We start from the raw sequence: 19,732 nt of genomic DNA, 5'->3' as shown, positions 1-19,732 counted from the left end.
GGTTCCTAGACATCGGACTGCTGGCGGCCAACTGGATCGGCGACTGCGTTTGAGGCATCAGCGCGTTGAAGACAGCGGGGCGTAGGTCAAGGTCTTGACGGTGAGATTGCCCCCGCCGGTCACCAGCTTGATGCTCTGCTGTCCTGAATTGGGGAAGACGAGCGATGTAAGCGTCTGTTCGCCGCCGTCGACGAACACCTCAACGGAGGAGTGGTCGACGAATACCGTCAGATCCACGGTACCGTTCCTTGCGGATACGGAGGCTGCACGCCGTTCCGTGAAAACCGCACCAAGGTCTGCTGCGGTTGCCGCTGGTTCTTCGCGTCCAACGAAGGCGGCCCCGTCCTGGAAGTTGTAGCCCACCGTAGCGAAGGCCTCTCCCCCACTCTCCAGCAGCAGGCGGGCCTCTGATCCCTCGTCAGTGCCGGCGCGTTCAAGAGTCAGGTCCAGCCGGTAGGCACCGCCTTGCACGGGCGGCAACCGCGGAGTTCCGTCCGGGGTGATTGTTTCCGGACCGTGCGTTGATGCTTGGCCTTCGAGTCGTGCCAGCGCCTTGGAAGGAGTTGAAACGACGGTTGGCCGGCCCTGCACTGTTTTGAGCCGGAGATCCCGCACGATCGAGTCCATCCCGCCGTGCCAGTCCTGGGTGGGGAGTTTGCGGGCGTAATCCCAGTTGTTCATCCAGGCGATCGCCTGCCTGGACTGCATCCGTTGGCCCTCAGTGAGTCTGGGATCATCCCAGGTCACGGCGGCGTAAAAGTCTGATCCGGCGTCGAGCCACTGGTGCTTCTCATCGGCGGGGGTAAATCGGTTTCCGTCCCAGGTTCCGGTCCAATAGGCGACGCCGGTGGTTCGTCCCTCTTCGGTTCCGTTGGCGCTGGCTGCGAGGACCCAGGTTCTCTTTGCGGGGTCGCCGTCGAGGTCCATTTGGAAGAGGTCAGGACATTCGAGCAGACCGAGCCCGGTCCGGTCGAAGCCTGAGGCGTAGTTCCAGCGTTTGAGGTCCGTTGAGGTGTACATGCCCAGCTTGTTGCCCTCGGCCAGGACCATGACCCACTGTCCGTTGGCTTCGTCGCGGACGATTTTTGGATCGCGCCAGTGCTCCGCTCCGGGATTGTCCATGACAGGGTTGCCTCCGTACGAGGAAAAGGTGTAGCCGCCGTCTGTCGAGTAAAAAAGCGACTGCCGTTGAACGCCCTGGTCCTGTTGCGTCAGGACCGCGATGACGGCTCCCTTTCCGAAGCCAGCCGTATTCTCGTCGTCCACCACGGCACTGCCGGTTTCGATGTCACCCAGTCCGTTCCTGAACTTGTGAATGGCAACGCCCTCGTCCTTCCAGGTCAGTAGGTCTTTGCTGGTGAGGTGGTACCACTCGGTCCCGTTGCCCTCCGGATAATCCGGGTTGTAAAGGTAGTAGTAGTGCCAGAGCCCATCGAGGAAAAAGGGCCGTTGCGGGTCATTCATCCAGTCCCGCTCAGGCGTGATGTGGTAGCTCGGGCGGTATTGAGACGAGCCGGCAGGCCGTTCAGGTGATGTTCCGGGCACAGGCGACCGGTCGATTCTGCCCAGGTCGCTGAGCATGGAATGAACAGCTTCAGGAGTAATGCACTCCGGGCGGCGGATTTCCCCGGCTCCGGCCTTTGTTGTCGTATCGTCAAGGCTCGACCGAAGGTAGATGTCGCTGCCGATTTTGGCTGCAGCCACCCAGCCGTCGGCGCAATCGATGCTTCGCAGATCCTCTACTCCGGTGGCCTGGATTGGATGTCCGGCGTCCAAGGTACGGTCGCCGCCTGACAACCAGTAAGAACCGTACGCGCCCCGGGATGTCTTCAAGGCGGCCTGGGCTGTCGCCACGGCGCCGAGAGCGTTCTCTGCCTGTACTTGCGGCCCGTCCGGCTTGTGGACGCTGGGAACGATGGCCACTAAGGCCACGAGCAGGGCGGCGCCGGCCGCTGCAACGGCAACCCACGTGCTTCGCTTTTCAAAGAGCGCGTGCCAGTTTGGTTTTTCGGACATGGTGGCCATTCAGATGTGGACGGGATTCCCGCAATGGAGTGGGGACGCCAGCCTGACGCCCCCACTCCATGCTACTCAGCAGGGAGCAGCATCAATCAGTCACGGACTGCCAGCTGCGGATCACTTGTAATGGCCGCCACCGCCGACCCTGACGTTGGTGGGCAGGTAGCCGAACGGCCGAGGCCGTTTTGGTTGGGGGTGGGTGCCTCCGGGGACTCGGAAAGAGGCGTAAAGGTGCTTGCGCCACGCGATACCCTAGACAGGCTTTCGGGCAGCTTCAACCCTTGACAACACCGGAAAACTATTCCCCCGCGCGCCCCAACGCCCAAAAGCGTAGAGTGGCCTAAGACGCCTGATTCTGGACGCCGTGCTGCTGAGGGAGAGATCGTGACGATTGACTGGGACGAAAAAAAGGCCCTGCTGCAGGAACCGAACATCGCGGCGGTAACGCAGCTTTGCGACGAACTGATGGAAAAGAAGCCAGGGTCTGTCGTCCCCTACATCGATCCCGTGCATGACGAGGACGAATGCCGGATCGTCAGCCTCCAGGTCAGCCCCGGCAAGGGCACGGAATCCGGATTCATCTCCCACTACAACGATGACGAAGCCGCCCGCCGCGCCACCCAGATCTACGAACTCGCCGAGCTTGATCCCCGTTACGTGATGCCCTGGAACGCCTACCCGTGGGTCCGCGATCCCGAACTCCCCTCAGCCCTTAATGTCCAGGAAAAGACTGACGGCCTGCGCCCCTTCCGTCAGTTCCTGAAAATCAACCGCCGCGTTTCCGCCGTAATCGCCCACGGCACGGACGCCTCCACGTTCCTCACCCTCTTCGAGAAGACCTACCATTCGTCGTTGAGGAACAGTGGCATCAAGATCTACAAGGCCAGCGCGCTCGGCGGGCGGGCCTTTGCTGTTTCCGAGGCCAAGCAGGAGGACCTGTTGGCCAAGAGCGTGGAGATCTACAGGGACGCCATGCAGCGTGCAGGCATCCAGCACCTGTAGTCCTCAACTCCACCGGAAAGCCCGACGCCGGCACGCGCCGCCGCGCGCACCCCGCCTCGAGTGCCTCATCCCTCCAGCAGCCTCCGCCGGTGCTTCAGCTCCCTGACCCACACCCGGGTGACGATGTCCGGAAACGGCGAGCCGCCGTCGTCGTCCATCCCCGCCGCGTTGAGGGCGCGGAAAGCGGTGCCCGCCTCCAGGTCCGCGATCAGCGGACCCGACGCCTTCAGTGCGAGCTCCACAACCTGCGCCGCGGCACGGTCCGTGAGCCCCAGTTCCGTGGCCCACCCCAGAAAATGCCGCCGCGAGATCCCGCTGCGTTTGCCGGCCAGTGTCAGTGCCAGCGTCTTGTCCCCGTAGACCACTGTTGAGGGGATGTCGTACACCGGGGCGATTGTCCACTCGCCGTGCGGCTGCTGGATCATCGACACGTTCTTGGCATGCAGGTCCCCATTGCCGCTCAGCCACGCGAACGCCGCCTGGATGGCCAGGTTGCGGAGGGCAGGCAAAGGCGCGGAGCAATACTCGGCCAGCGCATGGCAGACCTGCCCGAATCCCACGTTGTACTTGTCCGCCGGGTAGAGCCGGAGCACCTGGGCCCCGTCCTCCACCGCCAGGCGCCGGACCTCGTCGGCGCCTCCGCCCGCAACAGGAACCCGGTCAAAGCGCTCCACCAGCAGGCCCGGCCTGCCCGCCACGTCACGGATCAGCTGAACCGGGCTCAACGGGATCCGCAGCCTGGCGGCGTAGCGGAACATCACCAGTTCGTTCTCCACCACGTGCGGGAACTCGGGGGCGTTGAGCTTGAGGATGAACCGCTTGCCGGCGCTGGCCACGGGCAGCGAGATCATCCCGGCGGACAGCTTGTCCTGCACCCCCGCCAGGGCCACGGGGTCGATGAGGTCGGGATCCCCCAGCAACTCGTCGAAGTCCACGGGCAACTTGGGGTCCAGCTCGACCGCGTGCTCGTCCGGGTCCAACGGTTCGCCGTGCCCCACAATCTGGACATCACCCACGGGGTTGCCTCCGGCCGCGATGAGCAGCGAAAGGTCATCGTCCGCGCTGGTCTTGATGGACCGCCGCAGCGCATTCAGCCGGCGTCCCTCCGGCAGCAGGCCGGTGAAGTAGGGCGGCGCCGCGCCCGCCGAAGACAGCACCGGTTCCGTGGTGAGCGGCAGGGAACTGGCGACGGCGGGCCCTCCGGACGCGAGGTACGCCGGCAGGTAACTGAACCGTGTACCGCCACCGTGCCTTTCCAATTTTGCGGCCAGCACGCCGGCCTTGTAGACGTCTGCGATACGGTGCTTCACCGCGGGGCTTCCTGGTCACCGCTTTGCCCGGTAAGCGCGTGGGCGGCCTGGCTGGTCCTGGTGGCCAGACGGAGCTCAAGCCCCAGGGTTTCCAGGATGGCCGTCAGGGAATCCAGCTGGACGCTCGGCTTGCCCTGCTCCACGAAGCGGACAAAGCGTTCGGAGACACCGGCCATGTCCGCGAGCTCCTGCTGGGTCAGGCCCAGGCGCACGCGTCGGGCGCGGACCTCTGCCGCCACCGCGCCGGAGAAAGAGTCCAGCATTGGTCTCCTTATAGGAACGAACGTACCGATTGGCCCTTTCAATCAGTATATGGCGCAAGGTATGCGGGACGAAAGATCCACCTTCGGTACGAACGTACCGCCAGCCTTCCTTGCAGTCGGCGGGTTCGCCGGGTCACCGTCTTGTTCGGTACAAACATTGACACTTTGTGTGACCCGTGCCATATTTTAAGCGTGAACCTGTCAGACAGCAGGACAGCAGGACAGCCTGCAGAGTCCGCAACCGCGTATCCGCCGGTAACGCCGCCACCGGCCCAGGCCTCAGCCCTGCCTCTGGCCCGGCTAAGCGCCGCCGAGGCAGTGTTCAACGCGATCCGAACCGACGTCGAGTCCGGCAAGGTTCCGGTGGGCGGCAAACTGAATTCCGAGGCCACGCTCTCCCAGCAGTACGGTGTGAGCCGCTCGGTCATCCGGGAAGCCCTCCGTTCCTGCACAGCCCTGGGCCTCACTGTCACCAAAACGGGCAAGGGCACGTTTGTTGTGGCCAACAAGGTAGCCAACGACCTCACCCTCGGGCAGTACTCCGCCCGGGATCTCACCGAAGCGCGGCCGCATATCGAGGTACCCGCGGCAGGACTGGCCGCGGAGCGCCGCACTGAAGAAGAACTGGAGACGCTTCGGCACATCACGGCCGCCATGTCCACGGAAACCGACCCCGAGTCGTGGGTGGCCCTGGACTCCAGCTTCCACGCGGCCATCGCCCGCGCCAGCCGCAACAAGGTCTTCGCCAGCGTGGTTGCCGATATACGGGACGCCCTGGCCCACCAGTCCGAAACGCTCAACATGGTGGCGGACCGGCAACATGCCTCGGACGTGGAACACCAGCACATCCTCGACGCCATCGAAGCCGGCTCCGCTGAAGGGGCCAGCGCGGCCATGGCCGCCCACCTGCACGCGGTGGGCGTTGCGCTCGATTCCATCCTCAACAAGTAACGTCACCCCAAGGACGCCATGCGAACCCCTGCCTTTCCCGCCGCCCGGACAGCTGCCCGCGACGCCGCAGCGGAAGCTGTTACCACCCGCGCTCTCCCGCAGCACGAACCCCTCGCCGTGGCCACCCGCGACGGCCTGCCGGAGAGCATCCACTACGGCTCGGTGATCGCCACGGCAGCGGACGGCTCCACCTTGGCGACGGCCGGCGACCCGCTGGCGCCCTTCTACCCGCGTTCCTCGCTCAAGCCGCTGCAGGCGGTGGCCATGGTCCGCGCCGGTCTGGAGCTGCCTGCGGAATTGTTGGCCCTGACCGCGGCCAGCCACTCCGGCGGAGTCCGGCACCGCAATGGCGCCCTGCGGATCCTTGAGCTTCACGGCCTCTCTCCGAGCGACCTGGGGAACAGCACCGACCTGCCTTACGGCGTCAGCGAACGCGAGGCATGGCTGCGTTCGGGCGGGCACGCCACACAGCTGACGCAGAACTGCTCCGGCAAGCACGCCTCGATGGCCGCCACCTGCGTCATCAATGGCTGGCCGGTCAAGGGCTACCTGGACCCGTCCCACCCGTTGCAGCAGCTCGTGGCCAACACCGTCACCGAGCTGACCGGCGAGGAGCCGCTGGGCTTGAGTACTGACGGCTGCGGCACTCCGCTCTTCGCCCACACCCTGCGGGGCATGGCCCGCGGCTTTGGACGCATCGCCGCCGCCAGCAGCACGGCATCCGGCAACACGGCGTCCAGCAACGCAGCTGCCAACACGTCCGACGACGGCGGACCCGCGCCGCTGTCCGCGGAAGCCGCCGTCGGCCTGGCCATGCAGCAGCACCCGGACATGGTGGCCGGCGAACGCCGGGACGTCACCGAGCTGATGCGCTTGGCCCCCGGAATGGTGGCGAAGGACGGCTTCGAGGGTGTGCAGCTGGTGGGCCTGCCGGACGGCCGCGCCGTTGCGGTGAAGATTTCCGACGGCGGCGACCGCGCCCGGATGCCCGTCACCGTCCGGGTCCTGGAGGCGCTGGGTGTGGACACTGCGCCGCTCGCCGGCATCGGCACCGTGCCCGTCCTGGGCGGTGGCCATCAAGTAGGCCTGCTGCAGGCCACCGATTTTCTGTCCACGCCCGTCAATGAAGTCTTGTGAGGACCCCATGACCACCACCGACACACCCCCTGACACCTCAGCGAACACCAGGTCCGAGCACGATCTGCTGGGTGACCGCGAGATCCCCGCCGACGCCTACTGGGGCGTGCACACCCTGCGCGCCGTGGAAAACTTCCCCATCACCGGACAGCCCCTGTCCTCCAACATGCACCTGGTCCGCGGCCTGGCCGCGGTGAAACTCGCAGCCGCCCGCACCAACCACGAACTCGGCCTCCTCGACGCCGAACGCGCCACCGCCATCGAACAGGCCTGCACCGACGTCATGAACGGCCAACTGGCCGACCAGTTCATCGTCGACGTCATCCAAGGCGGCGCCGGAACCTCCTCGAACATGAACGCCAACGAGGTCATCGCCAACCGCGCCCTGCAAATCCTGGGCCACCCCAAAGGCGACTACACCCGCCTGCACCCCAACGACCACGTCAACCTCTCCCAATCCACCAACGACGTCTACCCCACCGCAGTGAAACTGGGCACCATCTTCGCCGGCCGGGAACTGCTGGACGCACTGGCCGAACTCGAAGAGGCATTCGCCGCCAAAGCACTGGAATTCCGCACCGTCGTCAAAATGGGCCGCACCCAGCTCCAAGACGCCGTCCCCATGACGCTGGGCCAGGAATTCGGCACCTACGCCATCACCATCGGCGAGGACCGGCTGCGCCTGGCCGAGGCGGAACTGCTCATCCACGAAATCAACCTCGGCGCCACCGCCATCGGCACCGGACTGAACGCCCCCACCGGTTACGCCGAGGCAGCCTGCCGGCACCTGGCCGAGGTCACCGGCCTGCCCCTGATCACCGCCATCGACCTCATCGAAGCCACCCAGGACGTCGGCGCCTTCGTCCACCTCTCCGGAGTACTCAAACGCGTCGCCGTGAAACTCTCCAAAATCTGCAACGACCTCCGCCTCCTCTCCTCCGGCCCCCGCGCCGGATTCGGCGAAATCAACCTGCCCGCCGTCCAGTCCGGCTCCTCCATCATGCCCGGCAAGATCAACCCGGTCATCCCCGAAGTCGTCTCCCAAGTCGCCTACGAAGTCATCGGCAACGACGTCACCATCACCATGGCCGCCGAAGCCGGACAACTCCAACTCAACGCCTTCGAACCCATCATCGTCCACAGCCTCCACAAGAGCATCTCCCACCTGGAAGCGGCCTGCCGCACCCTTACGGCACGCTGCATCCGGGGCATCACCGCCAACACCGAGCACCTCCGGCTCACCGTGGAACAATCAATCGGCCTGGTCACCGCCCTGAATCCCCACCTCGGCTACACCACCGCCACCGCCATCGCCCAGGAAGCCCTCGCCACCGGCAAAGGCGTCGCCGAACTCGTCCTCGAACACGGACTACTCACCGCCGCCCAACTCCAGGACCTCCTCAGCCCCGAACGCCTCGCCAACCTCACCAAATAACCCCAACCGCACCACCAGATAGTCCCCATCCCAAGAGACAAAGGACTCCCCCGTGACACAGCCCCCAGTGGACGCCCAGCAAAAGGCGCCCATCTCCGACCACACCATTCCAGCGCACGCCCACGCCTCCGAAGCAACCCTGCACCAGGAGGACGAGGGCTACCACAAGGGCCTCAAGCCCCGCCAGGTTCAGATGATCGCCATCGGCGGCGCCATCGGCACCGGCCTGTTCATGGGCGCCGGCGGCCGGCTCGCTACCGCCGGCCCCGCCCTGATCCTTAGCTATGCAGTCTGCGGCTTCTTCGCCTTCATGATCCTCCGCGCCCTCGGGGAACTGGTCATGCACCGCCCGTCGTCCGGCTCGTTTGTCTCCTACGCCCGCGAATTCTTCGGTGAGAAGGCTGCGTTCGTCACCGGCTGGCTTTACTGGCTCAACTGGGCGATGACGGCGATCGTGGACATCACCGCCGTCGCGCTTTACATGAACTTCTTCAAGAAGTACTGGGCGCCCATCGCCGGCGTTGACCAGTGGATCTGGGCGCTGGCCGCGCTCATCCTGGTGCTCGGCCTGAACCTGGTCTCCGTCAAGGTGTTCGGCGAACTGGAGTTCTGGTTCGCACTGATCAAGGTGGTGGCGCTGGTGACCTTCCTGGTCGTTGGCATCTACTTCGTCATCTTCGGCACCCCGGTTGCGGGCCAGGAGGTCGGCTTCTCGCTTATTGCAGACAACGGCGGCTTCTTCCCCAACGGCCTGCTGCCCGCCATCGTGGTGATGCAGGGTGTGGTGTTCGCCTACGCCTCGATCGAGCTCATTGGTACCGCGGCCGGCGAAACGGAAAACCCCGAGAAGATCATGCCGAAGGCCATCAACACGGTCATCGTCCGCATCGCGGTGTTCTACGTCGGTTCGCTGATCCTGCTCTCCCTGCTGCTCCCGTACACCTCATACAAGGCCGGCGAGAGCCCGTTCGTCACGTTCTTCGGCTCCATCGGGGTTGAAGGTGTGGATGCCATCATGAACCTGGTGGTCCTCACGGCGGCCCTGTCCTCGCTGAATGCCGGGCTCTACTCCACTGGCCGCATCATGCGCTCCATGTCGGTTACCGGCTCGGCGCCGAAGTTCGCCGGCCGCATGAACAAGGCCGGAGTCCCCTACGGCGGCATCGCGCTGACGGCAGTTGTGGCTGGACTGGGCGTGGTGCTGAACGCACTCGTTCCGGCCGAAGCGTTCGAGATTGTCCTGAACATTGCCTCGCTGGGCATCATCAGCACGTGGGCCATGATCGTCCTGTGCCAGATGCAGCTGGTGAAGCTCTCCAAGCGCGGTGAACTGTTGCGCCCCGCCTTCCGGATGCCCGGCTCTCCCGTCACCGGCTGGATCACCCTTGCGTTCCTGGCAGCAGTGTTGGTGCTGATGGCGTTCGACTCTCCCGTGGGTACCTGGACCATCGCTTCACTGGTGGTGGTGATTCCCGCCCTGATGCTCGGCTGGCGCCTCTGCCGGGACCGGATCCTGGAACTCGCCACGATCCGTGACGGCTTCACCGGCCCGTACCCGCTCGTCGCCAACCGGCCCGCTCCCGGCGCGGGCAAGGACGGCCGCCCGTAACTCCCGGCCGCTCCAACGGAAGTAACGCCCGACGGCGGCACTCAGGTTCTGTTCGCGCGGAACCTGGGTGCCGCCGTCGTTGTCGTTCGGAAACATCGGATGTATCCCGGCTAAGATGGAGGAATGGCTGTTACAGACGAAGCGATCGGCAAGATCAAGGACATGCTGATCCGTGGCGAACTCAAGGCCGGCGACCGCCTTCCGCCGGAGAAGGAACTCAGCGAGCGACTCGGCCTGTCCCGCAGCTCCCTGCGGGAGGCAGTGAAGGCCCTCGAACTGATCCGCGTGCTGGACGTCCGGCGGGGCGACGGAACCTATGTCACCAGCTTGGACGCAAAGCTGCTCAACGAGGCCGTGGGCTTTGTGGTGGAACTCCATCAGGACAGGTCCATTCTCGAGCTCTTCGAAGTCCGGCGCATCCTGGAGCCCGCCACCGCGTTCATGGCGGCCGGGAAGATTACTGGGGACGAGCTCACCAGCCTGCGGGCCACGATGGACGGCATCGACGAGTACACCGACGTTGAGGAACTCGTGGCCCACGACCTCGAATTCCACGGCATCATCACCCGGTCCGCAGGTAACGCCTACCTGGGCAGCCTTCTCGAAGCGCTGTCCAGCCGTACGGTCCGTGCCCGCATCTGGCGCGGACTTACCCAGGAGAAGGCCGTGGCACACACCTTGGCCGAGCACAAGGCCATAGCTGACGCCTTGGAGCGTGGTGACGCCGAGCTGGTGAGGGCTCTGGTCACTGTCCACATCAGCGGTGTGGAAACGTGGCTGAGGCAGGCGCTGTAACTGGGCCGCGCGCACGAATCCACCAACCGCTGGGGCCGCCCCTCCGAAAGATGGGCGGCCGCAGCAGCAGGTTTAGCCAGGGCTACTGGTAGAGGTTGGGCTTGATCTCGTCCGAATCGATATTCTTGGCGTCGTACCAGTAGAAACCGGTGTCCACCACCTTCTCCACCTTGTCGCCCTTGATGGCGGCCACGGCAGCCTTGACTGTTTCGTAGCCAATTCCCACCGGGTTTTGGGTGACGGCTCCGGCCATCAGGCCGGACCTGATGGCATCGATCTGTGCCTTGCCGGAGTCGAAGCCGACGATGGTCAGCTTTCCCTTGAGACCCAGTTCTTCAACAGCCTTGACGACGCCGATAGCCGACCCCTCGTTGGTGCCGTACATGCCCTTGAGGTTGGGGTTGGCCGTCACGATGGCCTTGGCCGCATCAGCTGAGAGGAGCTGATCGCCGCCGGCGTACTGGATGGCCACGATTTTGACGTTCGGGTGGTTCTTTTCGATGTATTCCTTGAAACCGTCGCGGCGGTCCGTACCGGATTTGGAGGTCTGGTCGTGGCCGATGATCGCGATGTCACCTGAACCGCCAATGAGCTCGGCGAGATGTTTGGCGGCCTCCGCCGCGGCAGCCTTGTTGTCCGTGGAGGCAGTGGTCACAGGGATATCCGAGTCAACACCGGAGTCGAAGGCGATGACCGGGATGTTCTTGCTCTTGGCCTGCTCAAGCAAAGGGGTGGCCGCCTGTGAGTCCAGGGCGGCGAAACCAATCGCGGCCGGCGACTTGCCCAGCGCGGTAGTGAGCATCTGGATCTGCTGATCCACGTCCTTTTCGGTGTTGGGGCCTTCGAAGCTGACTTCGACGTCGAACTCCTTCGCTGCCTTGTCGGCGCCCTGCTTCACGGCCTGCCAGAACTGGTGCTGGAAGCCTTTGGAGACGATGGCGATGTATTGTTTCGCTCCCCCTGGGGCGGATGCTCCGGGGGTTCCCGCGGGCGCTTCACAGCCGGCAATGGCTACGACGCCCAGGGCCAGACCGGACAGGGTGAGGAAACTGCGCCGGTCGAAAGTGGACTTGTTCATGTGTGAAAACTCCGTTGTTTTTCTCAGTGGAAGAGGATGGGGAAGAGGATGGTTCATTTGGGACGTCTCGCGGACCCGGTGGAGGAACTACGTGGCGGCCTCCTTCCGGCGAAGCATGTCCAGGTAGACAGCTACCAGGATGACGACGCCGATGGCCACGTTCTGCCATTCCTGCGGCACCGAGATGACGCGCAGGCCGTTGGTGAGGACGGACATGATGAGGGCACCGATCACCGTTCCCACGATGGAACCCTTGCCTCCGGCCAGGGACGTTCCACCAATCACGACGGCGGCAATCGCCTGGAGTTCATATCCCATGCCCTGCCCCGGCTGGGCGGAGTTGAGCCGGGCGGCGATGATGACGCCGGCCAGCCCGGTGAACGCCCCGGCCGCGGTGTAGATCCAGAGCTTCCAGCTGCGGACATTGATGCCGGAGAGGGCCGTCGCTTCCTCGTTGGAGCCGATGGAGAAGGTATAGCGGCCCAGAAGCGTCTTGCTCATCACCACGCCGGCAATGGTGGCCACGGCGAAGAAGATGAAGACCGCGTTGGGAACCACCAGCCCCGCAATGGGTTTGCCCAGGGCGAGGTTGGAGAACCCCTCGGTGCCGGTGAAGTAGATGGGCTTGGTTCCGGAGACCACCAGCGCCATGCCCTGGCAGACGAGCATGGTGGCCAGCGTGGCGATGAAGGGCGGGATTTTCAGGAAGGAAATGAGGAACCCGTTCACCGCCCCGATCAGCGCTCCCATCAGGATGCCGCCCACCACCCCGGCCCACATCGGCAGGCCCAGGTAGGTCAGTACAACACCCACCATCACCGAACACAGACTCATGCCGGTGCCCACTGACAGGTCGATGCCGCCGGTGATGATGACAAACGTCGCTCCGAGCGCCAGGAGGCCGATGACCACCGTGGAGAGCAGGATGTCCGAGAGGTTGCCCGGCAGCAGGAACCGCGAGTTCATGACGCCGAAGAAGACCACCAGGATAATCAGGGAGCCGAAGGCCAGGAGCTGCTGCAGGGAAGAGCGAAGCCGCAGGGAGAGACCCTGCACCCGCGGAGGTGAGGACGGGGCCGTCAGCGCCTTGGACTCTTTCGGCTTGGGGGTTTCTACGATGCTCATAAGGTTGGTGCTCCTGTGGTGATGGAGACGCGCCGGGTGGCAAGTTCCATGATGTTTTCCTGGGTGGCTTCGGCGTTGCTGAGGAAACCGGTGATTCGCCCTTCGCACATAACGGCGATCCGGTGGGACAGGCGAAGGACTTCGGGCAGTTCGGATGAAATCATGATGATCGCCTTGCCAGCAGCTGCGAGTTCGTTGAGGAGCTTGTAGATCTCGTCCTTGGCTCCGACGTCGATGCCCCTGGTGGGCTCATCAAAGATCAGGATGTCGCAGTCCTTGACCAGCCATTTCGCAATGACGACCTTCTGTTGATTGCCGCCGGAGAGATTCCGGGCCAGCTGCCTGATGGACGGCGTTTTGATCCGGAGTTTCCGCGCGTATTCGTCGGCCGTCCGGCGGAGCGAGGCATCACGGATGAACCCCGCCGCCGAGTTTTCGGCGAGTGAGGACAGCATGATGTTCTCCTTCACGTCGCGTTCCAGCATGAGACCAAGATGCTTGCGGTCCTCCGAGAGGTAGCCGATGCCAAGCTTGGCGGCGGCCGCAGGGTTCGGGATCCGCACGTCATCCCCCTTCACCTGCAGCCGTTCAAAACTGGCCTTGTCCGCGCCCACGAGTGCCCGGGCCACTTCGGTACGCCCGGCTCCCATGAGCCCAGCAAAGCCCAGGATCTCGCCACGGCGCAGCGCGAAGCTGACACCCTTGAGCAGTGAAGGGGTGGTGAGTCCCGCAACGGAGAGCACGACGTCGTCTGTATTGTCCGCTTCGTCCGCCGCCGGCCGCTGTTCGCCGGAAATCGAACGGCCCACCATAAGCGAGATGACCTCCCGCATGGTGGTTTCCCCGGTGTCCACGGTGTCCACGTATTCGCCGTCGCGGATGACTGTGATGCGCTGGGATATCTGCTTGAGCTCGTCCATGCGGTGCGAGATATAGATCACGCCTGTCTCCGGCGACACAAACCCGCGGATCAGTTCATGGAGGGTGGCCACTTCGGCGTCGTTCAGGGCGGCGGTGGGCTCGTCCATGATGATCACTTTGGAATCGTGGCTCAGGGCTTTGGCGATCTCCACCATCTGCTGTTTGGCCACGGTCAGTTCACCGCAGCGCTCCCGCGGGTCCAGCTTCAGGCTCATCCGGTCAAACAGGTCCTGGGTTTTCCGGTTGAGGGCTCGCTCGCTCAGCATGCCATAGCGGCGCGGTTCGCGGCCGATGTAGATATTCTGCGCCACGGTCAGGTCCGGCATCAGGTTGAACTCCTGATGGATGATGCTGATGCCCAGTTCCTGGGCGTGCTTCGGTCCGGCCGGCGTAAAGGCCACCCCGTTGAGCTCGAACGTTCCCTCGTCGGGGACGTAGATGCCCGAGAGCAGCTTCATCAGCGTTGATTTGCCCGCACCGTTTTCGCCCACCAGGGCGAGCACCTCACCGTGCCGAAGGTCCAGCTGCATGTTATGCAGTGCTCTGACCCCAGGGAAGGTCTTCCCCACGCCGCGCACGGACAACAGCGTTGTTTGATCCGCGGTCATGCTTTCACCTCGTCTTGCTGGTTGAGTGTTGGTCCGGATGCCGGCGGCGTCCGCAGTCCGTAAGTGCGGATTGCAGTGCCCTCAAGTAACGCGTGTCTGTCCGCCGGGTCCAGGTCTGCGGCCAGTTCCAGCAGCACTTCCAGGGTGCGGCGGTAGGGTGCACCCAGCGTGCTGACCGGCCAATCCATGCCGATCATGAGCCGTTCAGGCCCAAAAGCCGTCAGCGCCTCTTCCCACAGAGGACGCAGTGCCTCCGCCGTGTATTCGAGTCCGGGCAGATGCAGTCCCGATACCTTCGCAACGGTGTTGGGCAACTCCGCCAGCGCGCGGAATTCCCGGCGCCAGCGCTCCAACTCGGGGTCCGCCCCTTTGCCGCCGGCCGGGATACTGTCCGTGAGCGGCGGTTTGCCCAGGTGATCGAGGATCACGGTGAGTTCGGGAAGGTCACGGGCAAGGGCGACGGCGCGCTGCAGGTGGCGGGGGTAGGCATCCGGAATGTCCAGGGGCAGGCCTTTGGACGCCAGCCGCTTCAGCGATTCGCGAACCTCCGGAAGCTCGAGGAAGTTGTCCCGTGGATCGTCGTGGACCAGGTGCCGGACGCCGCGGAACTTCGGGTTCTGGCCCAGCCGCTCCAGCTCCGCCTCTGCCAGCTCGGGCTGTTCCAACGGTATCCAGCCGACGACGGCAAGCACCCAGTCGTTGCGGTCAGCGGCGGCGAGCATGGATTCCGTATCCGCGAGGGTGTCGTCGGCCTGAACGAGCACCGCTCCGGTGACTCCAGCATCCACGAGCGTTTCGTGCGCCTCCGCTTCGCGGTAGCTGCGGAAGAGGGCTCCATGCTGGGGACCAAGCCAGGAGTAGGGACGCCGGGGCGCGCCCGCACCGCCAGGCTGCCCGGAGGCAGGCGCCAGTTCCCACAAGTGAAGATGTGCATCGATCATGACGGAATCAACCCCAGCCGTGAAAGTTCTGCCCAAAGTGCCTCGGGAACCTCTTCAGCCATCCGGGCTGCGTTGTCGCTGATCTGCTCGGGAGCCGTTGCCCCAACTGTCACGTTGACCACGGCGGCGTGACGCAGGCCGAACTGAAGCGCCGCCGTCGGAAGTTCCACTGCGAAGCTGCCGCAGATGGCTGCGAGCTGCCGGGCGCGTTCCAGCTGTGCGTGCGGCGCCTGCCCGTAGTTGTAGTGCGCGTCGTCGGGTACATTGTGCCTGGCCAGCAGCCCGGAATTGTAGGCACCGACGTTGACCACTCCCGTGCCCTTCTCCACGCAGCGCTGCAGAAGCGGGACCTCGGGCTGCTCCAGCAGCGTGTACCGGCCCGCCAGCATCACCAGGTCCAGGTCCGCGGCCTCGACGCAGTCAAGGGCCGCTTCCGCTGAGTTGAGCCCGACGCCGATGGCGCGCACCAGCCCCTCGGCACGCAGCTTTTCGAGGGCTGGAAGTCCGTCACGGATGCCTCCGGCGAGGTCGTGGACGTCTGCGTCGTGCAGGTAGGCGATGTCCACGTAATCCAGGCCGAGGCGTTCGAGTGATTCTTCGATGCTTTGCCGGATCCCACGCTCGGAGAAGTCCCAGACGCGGCGGCTGGCGGCGGGCACGTCGAAGCCTTCGGAGTCGCGTGGTGCTCCCGGAGCTTGCTCAGCCTTCTGGTCAGTGCCGCCCATCAGCACGCCCTGCTTGGGTTCCAGGAGGCGTCCGACCTTTGTGGAAAGGGCAAACTCCTGCCTCGGCTTGTCCTTTAACACCGAACCCAGACGGCGCTCGGAAAGGCCCAGACCATAGTGCGGAGCGGTGTCAAAGTACCTGATGCCGGCGTCCCAGGCGGCCTCGACAACCGCCGATGCCTGGCTGTCCGGCACGGCCCGGTAGAGGTTGCCGATCCCTGCCCCGCCGAAACCCAGCCTGCCGAGCTGCAGCGCGCGTGCGCCTGAAGAAATGTCCGCGTTCATGGCAGCTCCCAGACCAGCGGAACGCCGGAATCATTGCCGCTGTAATCGTCCTCGATCTCCAGCAGCTCAGCCATGCGGGCCTGCCAGGCGACGTTGGCGGGATGTTGGGCGAGTTCCCGGCGCATTGCCTTATAGTCGTCCACTTCCACGACATGAATCAGCTCGCGGCCGCTGCGCCAGATCCGCCAGCTGGCAACGCCGGCGTCCTTCAAGGCGGTCACCAGCTCCGCCGGGATGGCGGCGTGGGCGTCGGCATAGGCCTGTGCGGCCCCGGGCTTCAGCTTGGTGTGCAGGACTATGGTCTCAGGCATCGGCCGGGGCCTCTTTGAGAGCCTGCTCCCGGACCAAGTCCGTGGCGGAGCCGGGCGAGTCCGCGCTCCAGGTGACGCCGTCGGGGAAGCGGTAGCTGGCCAATGTGCGTCGGTGCATTTCGGCGCCGGCGCCAGGGGCTGACGGCGGCCAGTAGCATCCTCCGTGTACATCCACGGGGGTGACGAAATGCTCGTGGAGATGATCCACAAATTCAATCATACGGTCGTCCTTCTCTCCCGAGACGGCGATGAAATCGAACATTGATAGATGTTGGACTGCTTCGCAGAGGCCGACGCCGCCGGCGTGCGGGCACACACGGACCCCGAACTTGGCCGCGAGCAGCAGGATGGCGATGTTCTCGTTCACACCCGCCACGCGCGCGGCATCCAGCTGGAGCACTTCGATGGATTGTGCCTGCAGCAGTTGCTTGAACATGACCCGGTTCTGCACGTGCTCCCCGCTGGCCACCGGAATGGGTGCCACGCCCCGGGCAATGGCGGCGTGGCCCAGAATGTCGTCCGGGCTGGTGGGTTCCTCGATCCAGGCGATGTCGTAGGGTGCCAGATGCGCCATCCATTCAATGGCTTCCTGCACATCCCACCGCTGGTTGGCGTCAACGGCGATCTTGATGTCCGGGCCCACAGCCTGGCGGGCGGCACGGACACGCCGGATGTCATCCTGCAGCGAGGCTCCCACCTTGAGCTTGATCTGGGTAAATCCATCGGCCACGGCTTCCTTGGCCAGGCGGGCGAGCTTCTGGTCGCTGTACCCGAGCCAGCCGGGCGTGGTGGTGTAGCCGGCGTAGCCCTCAACGAGGAGCCGCGCGTGTCGTTCAGCCCGCCCCGGCTCGGCGCGTTGGAGGATTTCCAGCGCCTCCTCAGGAGTCAGGGCATCGCTGAGGTAGCGGAAGTCCACCAGGGCAACGATCTCCGCAGGGCTCAACCCGGCCAGCAGCTCCCACAGCGGAAGGCCGGCGCGCTTGGCTTTCAGGTCCCACAGGGCATTCACCACAGCGCCGATCGCCATGTGCATCACGCCCTTTTCCGGACCAAGCCACCGCAACTGGGAGTCGTGGACCAGCAGTTTCCAGCTTGCGCCCATGTCATCCAGCAGTTCTTCGACACTCCGGCCCAGGATGTGGGGGCGCAGGGCATCGATCGCGGCAGCTTCCACCTCATTCCCGCGCCCGATGGTGAAGACAAAGCCGTGGCCTTCCAAGCCGTCTCCGGCATCTGTGCTGATGATGAGGTAGGCGGCCGAGTAATCGGGGTCCGGGTTCATCGCGTCCGAGCCGTCCAGTTCCCGGGAGGTAGGGAAGCGGATGTCAAAGGTCTGTACCGCGGTGATGACGCTCATAATGCTCCTGAATGTGCAGCCGCCCTGGGTGGCGCTTCGTGGCCGGCCGGGCGCATTGTCAAGCAGCCGGCGGATGATCTGGATTAACCTAAACATCCGATGTTTCGCTTGTCAATGGGTCACTTTTGCGTAGTATTAGGGAAACCGTGCAGCAAAAGCTCGGATGTTATCGGCACTTTTGCCTCACAGATCAAGGGAGACCATGAGTATCAAGCTGGCCCGGTTGGGCGAACGCGGACAGGAAGAACCGGCGGTGGTTACCGTTGACGCAAACGGGGGCGAAAAATACTTCAGCCTTGCGCCACTGACCCGCGACATCGACGGCTCCTTCTTCGCCAATGACGGCATCGGACGCACCCGGCAGGCGCTCCGCGCCGGGGAACTGCCCGAGCTTTCAGCCGCGGGCCTCCGCGTCGGGGCCCCCATTGCGCGCCCCGGCTCCGTTGTCTGCATCGGCATGAACTACGCCGCGCACGCCGCCGAATCGGGCTCCGCCCCGCCGGAAATCCCCGTGGTTTTCCTCAAACCCTCCAACACGGTCAGTGGCCCGTTCGACGCCGCTCCCATCCCGCCGTCGTCGGAAAAGTACGACTGGGAAGTTGAGCTGGGTGTGGTGATCGGGAAGGAAGCCACATATCTGTCCGACGCTTCCATAGCCATGGACTACGTCGCCGGGTACGTGGTCGCCAACGATCTTTCCGAGCGCGAATACCAACTGCCGGGCGCCGCCGGCCAATGGACCAAGGGCAAATCCCTGCCCGCCTCCACGCCGCTGGGCCCATGGCTTGTTCCCGCCGATGAGGTTGACGCCGGCCGGCTGCGGCTGAGGTCCCTGGTCAACGGCGAAGGCCGGCAGGATTCCTCGACGGCGGATCTCATCTTTGACGTTGCCACACTGGTCCACCACGTCAGCCAATACATGCTCCTCGAACCGGGCGACGTGATCCTGACGGGCACCCCCGAGGGTGTGGCCCTGTCCGGCCGCTTCCCGTATCTCCAGCCCGGCGACGTGGTGGAGCTCGATATTGAAGGCCTGGGCCGCCAGCGCCAGGAGTTTTACCGGCAAGGAGCAGCAGAGTGAACAGTTCAGAATTTGACGGCCTGGTGGCGATCGTCACCGGCGGGGCCTCAGGCATTGGCGCAGCAGTTGCAGACCGGCTCCGGGCTGGCGGCGCCCGGGTCGCGGTCCTGGACCTGAACGCGTCAGGGACTTCGCATTTTGGTGTCGAATGCAATGTGGCGGACGATGCTTCCGTGCGGTCCGCCGTCGAAAGCGTCACGGCCCGCTTCAGCCGGCTGGACATCGTGGTGAACAACGCCGGTATCGGAGCGATAGGCGACGTCGCCGCGAATGACGACGACGAATGGGCCCGCGTGCTGGACATCAACGTCGTCGGGGTGGCCAGGGTGACGCGCGCAGCCCTGCCGCATCTGCGTCAGTCGCCGTCCGCGGCCATCGTCAACACATGCTCCATCGCGGCGACGGCGGGGCTCCAGCAGCGGGCGCTGTACTCGGCGTCGAAGGGCGCCATCCTATCCCTGACGCTGGCCATGGCCGCAGACCACATCCGTGAGGGCATCCGCATAAATTGCGTCAATCCAGGAACTGTGGATACCCCCTGGGTGGCCCGGCTGCTTAGCTCATCAGCGGACCCCGAAGCCGAGCGTGCCGCGCTCAACGCCCGCCAGCCTCACGGCAGGCTCGTTGCAGCCGAGGAAGTGGCGGAGGCCGTGGCCTACCTGGCGAGCCCTCGCTCAGGGTCCACGTCCGGCACCGCCCTGGCGGTGGACGGCGGGATGCAAGGCCTGCGGCTGCGGCCACCAGGGTAGCTTCCCAGCGTAACCAAACTGGCCGCTACC

The 19,732-nt window shown here is 64.7% G+C and carries 18 protein-coding genes; 8 read left to right on the top strand and 10 right to left on the bottom strand.

The features are described 5' to 3' along the window. Nucleotides 1-57 precede the first annotated feature (57 nt). Nucleotides 58-2,016, bottom strand: a complete 1,959-nt coding sequence (locus tag QFZ30_RS21720; protein WP_307079888.1) for a glycoside hydrolase family 32 protein — start codon at nucleotides 2,014-2,016, stop codon at nucleotides 58-60. Between the two features lie 387 nt (nucleotides 2,017-2,403). On the opposite strand from QFZ30_RS21720, the gene QFZ30_RS21715 reads away from it, so the two are divergent. Then, nucleotides 2,404-3,021: a uracil-DNA glycosylase gene (locus QFZ30_RS21715; RefSeq protein ID WP_307079886.1), complete on the top strand. Its 618-nt coding sequence runs from the start codon at nucleotides 2,404-2,406 to the stop codon at nucleotides 3,019-3,021. 65 nt (nucleotides 3,022-3,086) lie between these two features. Here QFZ30_RS21715 and QFZ30_RS21710 read toward each other — a convergent pair whose 3' ends face one another. Both QFZ30_RS21710 and QFZ30_RS21705 read right to left on the bottom strand, forming a co-directional pair. Then, the gene (locus tag QFZ30_RS21710; RefSeq protein WP_307079885.1) at nucleotides 3,087-4,331 is read right to left on the bottom strand and encodes a type II toxin-antitoxin system HipA family toxin; all 1,245 of its coding nucleotides are present in this window, start codon (nucleotides 4,329-4,331) and stop codon (nucleotides 3,087-3,089) included. Beyond that, nucleotides 4,328-4,594 (bottom strand): helix-turn-helix transcriptional regulator, encoded by a 267-nt coding sequence (locus QFZ30_RS21705; protein ID WP_307079883.1) that lies wholly within the window; start codon nucleotides 4,592-4,594, stop codon nucleotides 4,328-4,330. Before QFZ30_RS21705 ends, QFZ30_RS21710 begins: the two co-directional genes overlap by 4 nt. A 192-nt stretch (nucleotides 4,595-4,786) precedes the next feature. On the opposite strand from QFZ30_RS21705, the gene QFZ30_RS21700 reads away from it, so the two are divergent. From QFZ30_RS21700 to QFZ30_RS21680, 5 genes are all read left to right on the top strand, one after another. Continuing rightward, nucleotides 4,787-5,545, top strand: coding sequence for a FadR/GntR family transcriptional regulator (locus QFZ30_RS21700; protein WP_373462875.1), 759 nt, complete (start codon nucleotides 4,787-4,789; stop codon nucleotides 5,543-5,545). Between the two features lie 18 nt (nucleotides 5,546-5,563). Further along, a complete protein-coding gene (locus QFZ30_RS21695; protein ID WP_307079881.1) occupies nucleotides 5,564-6,682 on the top strand; it encodes an asparaginase in 1,119 nt (372 codons plus the stop codon). A 7-nt stretch (nucleotides 6,683-6,689) separates the two neighbouring features. Next, a complete protein-coding gene (locus QFZ30_RS21690) occupies nucleotides 6,690-8,117 on the top strand; it encodes an aspartate ammonia-lyase (protein WP_307079878.1) in 1,428 nt (475 codons plus the stop codon). A 91-nt stretch (nucleotides 8,118-8,208) separates the two neighbouring features. Next, nucleotides 8,209-9,726, top strand: coding sequence for an amino acid permease (locus QFZ30_RS21685; protein ID WP_307080423.1), 1,518 nt, complete (start codon nucleotides 8,209-8,211; stop codon nucleotides 9,724-9,726). Between the two features lie 123 nt (nucleotides 9,727-9,849). After that, nucleotides 9,850-10,521 carry a FadR/GntR family transcriptional regulator gene (locus QFZ30_RS21680; protein ID WP_307079876.1) on the top strand — a complete coding sequence of 224 codons (672 nt, stop codon included), beginning with the start codon at nucleotides 9,850-9,852 and terminating at the stop codon, nucleotides 10,519-10,521. A gap of 82 nt (nucleotides 10,522-10,603) precedes the next feature. Here the strand turns inward: QFZ30_RS21680 and QFZ30_RS21675 are convergent, their stop codons facing one another. The 7 genes from QFZ30_RS21675 to QFZ30_RS21645 form a co-directional block, all read right to left on the bottom strand. Further along, nucleotides 10,604-11,599, bottom strand: a complete 996-nt coding sequence (locus QFZ30_RS21675; RefSeq protein ID WP_307079874.1) for an ABC transporter substrate-binding protein — start codon at nucleotides 11,597-11,599, stop codon at nucleotides 10,604-10,606. An 87-nt stretch (nucleotides 11,600-11,686) separates the two neighbouring features. After that, nucleotides 11,687-12,724: an ABC transporter permease gene (locus QFZ30_RS21670; protein WP_307079873.1), complete on the bottom strand. Its 1,038-nt coding sequence runs from the start codon at nucleotides 12,722-12,724 to the stop codon at nucleotides 11,687-11,689. After that, nucleotides 12,721-14,253, bottom strand: a complete 1,533-nt coding sequence (locus QFZ30_RS21665) for a sugar ABC transporter ATP-binding protein (protein WP_307079871.1) — start codon at nucleotides 14,251-14,253, stop codon at nucleotides 12,721-12,723. Before QFZ30_RS21665 ends, QFZ30_RS21670 begins: the two co-directional genes overlap by 4 nt. Then, nucleotides 14,250-15,194: an amidohydrolase family protein gene (locus QFZ30_RS21660; protein ID WP_307079869.1), complete on the bottom strand. Its 945-nt coding sequence runs from the start codon at nucleotides 15,192-15,194 to the stop codon at nucleotides 14,250-14,252. The genes QFZ30_RS21665 and QFZ30_RS21660 overlap by 4 nt, the downstream gene beginning before the upstream one ends. Continuing rightward, nucleotides 15,191-16,204, bottom strand: coding sequence for an aldo/keto reductase (locus QFZ30_RS21655; protein ID WP_307079867.1), 1,014 nt, complete (start codon nucleotides 16,202-16,204; stop codon nucleotides 15,191-15,193). The genes QFZ30_RS21660 and QFZ30_RS21655 overlap by 4 nt, the downstream gene beginning before the upstream one ends. Further along, entirely contained in the window at nucleotides 16,201-16,515 is a 315-nt protein-coding gene (locus QFZ30_RS21650; protein ID WP_307079866.1) for an L-rhamnose mutarotase, read from the bottom strand. Before QFZ30_RS21650 ends, QFZ30_RS21655 begins: the two co-directional genes overlap by 4 nt. Next, the gene (locus tag QFZ30_RS21645) at nucleotides 16,508-17,872 is read right to left on the bottom strand and encodes an L-fuconate dehydratase (protein WP_307079864.1); all 1,365 of its coding nucleotides are present in this window, start codon (nucleotides 17,870-17,872) and stop codon (nucleotides 16,508-16,510) included. Before QFZ30_RS21645 ends, QFZ30_RS21650 begins: the two co-directional genes overlap by 8 nt. A gap of 202 nt (nucleotides 17,873-18,074) precedes the next feature. Here QFZ30_RS21645 and QFZ30_RS21640 point away from each other — a divergent pair, with 202 nt between their 5' ends. Both QFZ30_RS21640 and QFZ30_RS21635 read left to right on the top strand, forming a co-directional pair. Further along, entirely contained in the window at nucleotides 18,075-18,953 is an 879-nt protein-coding gene (locus QFZ30_RS21640) for a fumarylacetoacetate hydrolase family protein (RefSeq protein ID WP_307079862.1), read from the top strand. After that, nucleotides 18,950-19,702 carry an SDR family NAD(P)-dependent oxidoreductase gene (locus QFZ30_RS21635; RefSeq protein WP_307079860.1) on the top strand — a complete coding sequence of 251 codons (753 nt, stop codon included), beginning with the start codon at nucleotides 18,950-18,952 and terminating at the stop codon, nucleotides 19,700-19,702. The genes QFZ30_RS21640 and QFZ30_RS21635 overlap by 4 nt, the downstream gene beginning before the upstream one ends. The last annotated feature ends 30 nt before the right edge of the window (nucleotides 19,703-19,732 follow it).

The sequence above is a fragment of the Arthrobacter pascens genome (assembly GCF_030815585.1).
GTDB classification, from domain to species: domain Bacteria; phylum Actinomycetota; class Actinomycetes; order Actinomycetales; family Micrococcaceae; genus Arthrobacter; species Arthrobacter pascens_A.
The sequence above is the reverse complement of the archived record's forward strand: the minus strand, read 5'-3'. Positions and strand labels throughout refer to the sequence as shown.

What these genes read in the sequence shown, in the direction of transcription:
- QFZ30_RS21690 (WP_307079878.1), top strand. Translation starts at nt 6,690, where the DNA reads ATGACCACCACCGACACACCCCCTGACACCTCAGCGAACACCAGGTCC.
- QFZ30_RS21660 (WP_307079869.1), bottom strand. Translation starts at nt 15,194, where the DNA reads ATGATCGATGCACATCTTCACTTGTGGGAACTGGCGCCTGCCTCCGGG.
- QFZ30_RS21655 (WP_307079867.1), bottom strand. Translation starts at nt 16,204, where the DNA reads ATGAACGCGGACATTTCTTCAGGCGCACGCGCGCTGCAGCTCGGCAGG.
- QFZ30_RS21695 (WP_307079881.1), top strand. Translation starts at nt 5,564, where the DNA reads ATGCGAACCCCTGCCTTTCCCGCCGCCCGGACAGCTGCCCGCGACGCC.
- QFZ30_RS21675 (WP_307079874.1), bottom strand. Translation starts at nt 11,599, where the DNA reads ATGAACAAGTCCACTTTCGACCGGCGCAGTTTCCTCACCCTGTCCGGT.
- QFZ30_RS21705 (WP_307079883.1), bottom strand. Translation starts at nt 4,594, where the DNA reads ATGCTGGACTCTTTCTCCGGCGCGGTGGCGGCAGAGGTCCGCGCCCGA.
- QFZ30_RS21645 (WP_307079864.1), bottom strand. Translation starts at nt 17,872, where the DNA reads ATGAGCGTCATCACCGCGGTACAGACCTTTGACATCCGCTTCCCTACC.
- QFZ30_RS21640 (WP_307079862.1), top strand. Translation starts at nt 18,075, where the DNA reads ATGAGTATCAAGCTGGCCCGGTTGGGCGAACGCGGACAGGAAGAACCG.
- QFZ30_RS21680 (WP_307079876.1), top strand. Translation starts at nt 9,850, where the DNA reads ATGGCTGTTACAGACGAAGCGATCGGCAAGATCAAGGACATGCTGATC.
- QFZ30_RS21650 (WP_307079866.1), bottom strand. Translation starts at nt 16,515, where the DNA reads ATGCCTGAGACCATAGTCCTGCACACCAAGCTGAAGCCCGGGGCCGCA.
- QFZ30_RS21670 (WP_307079873.1), bottom strand. Translation starts at nt 12,724, where the DNA reads ATGAGCATCGTAGAAACCCCCAAGCCGAAAGAGTCCAAGGCGCTGACG.
- QFZ30_RS21665 (WP_307079871.1), bottom strand. Translation starts at nt 14,253, where the DNA reads ATGACCGCGGATCAAACAACGCTGTTGTCCGTGCGCGGCGTGGGGAAG.
- QFZ30_RS21720 (WP_307079888.1), bottom strand. Translation starts at nt 2,016, where the DNA reads ATGTCCGAAAAACCAAACTGGCACGCGCTCTTTGAAAAGCGAAGCACG.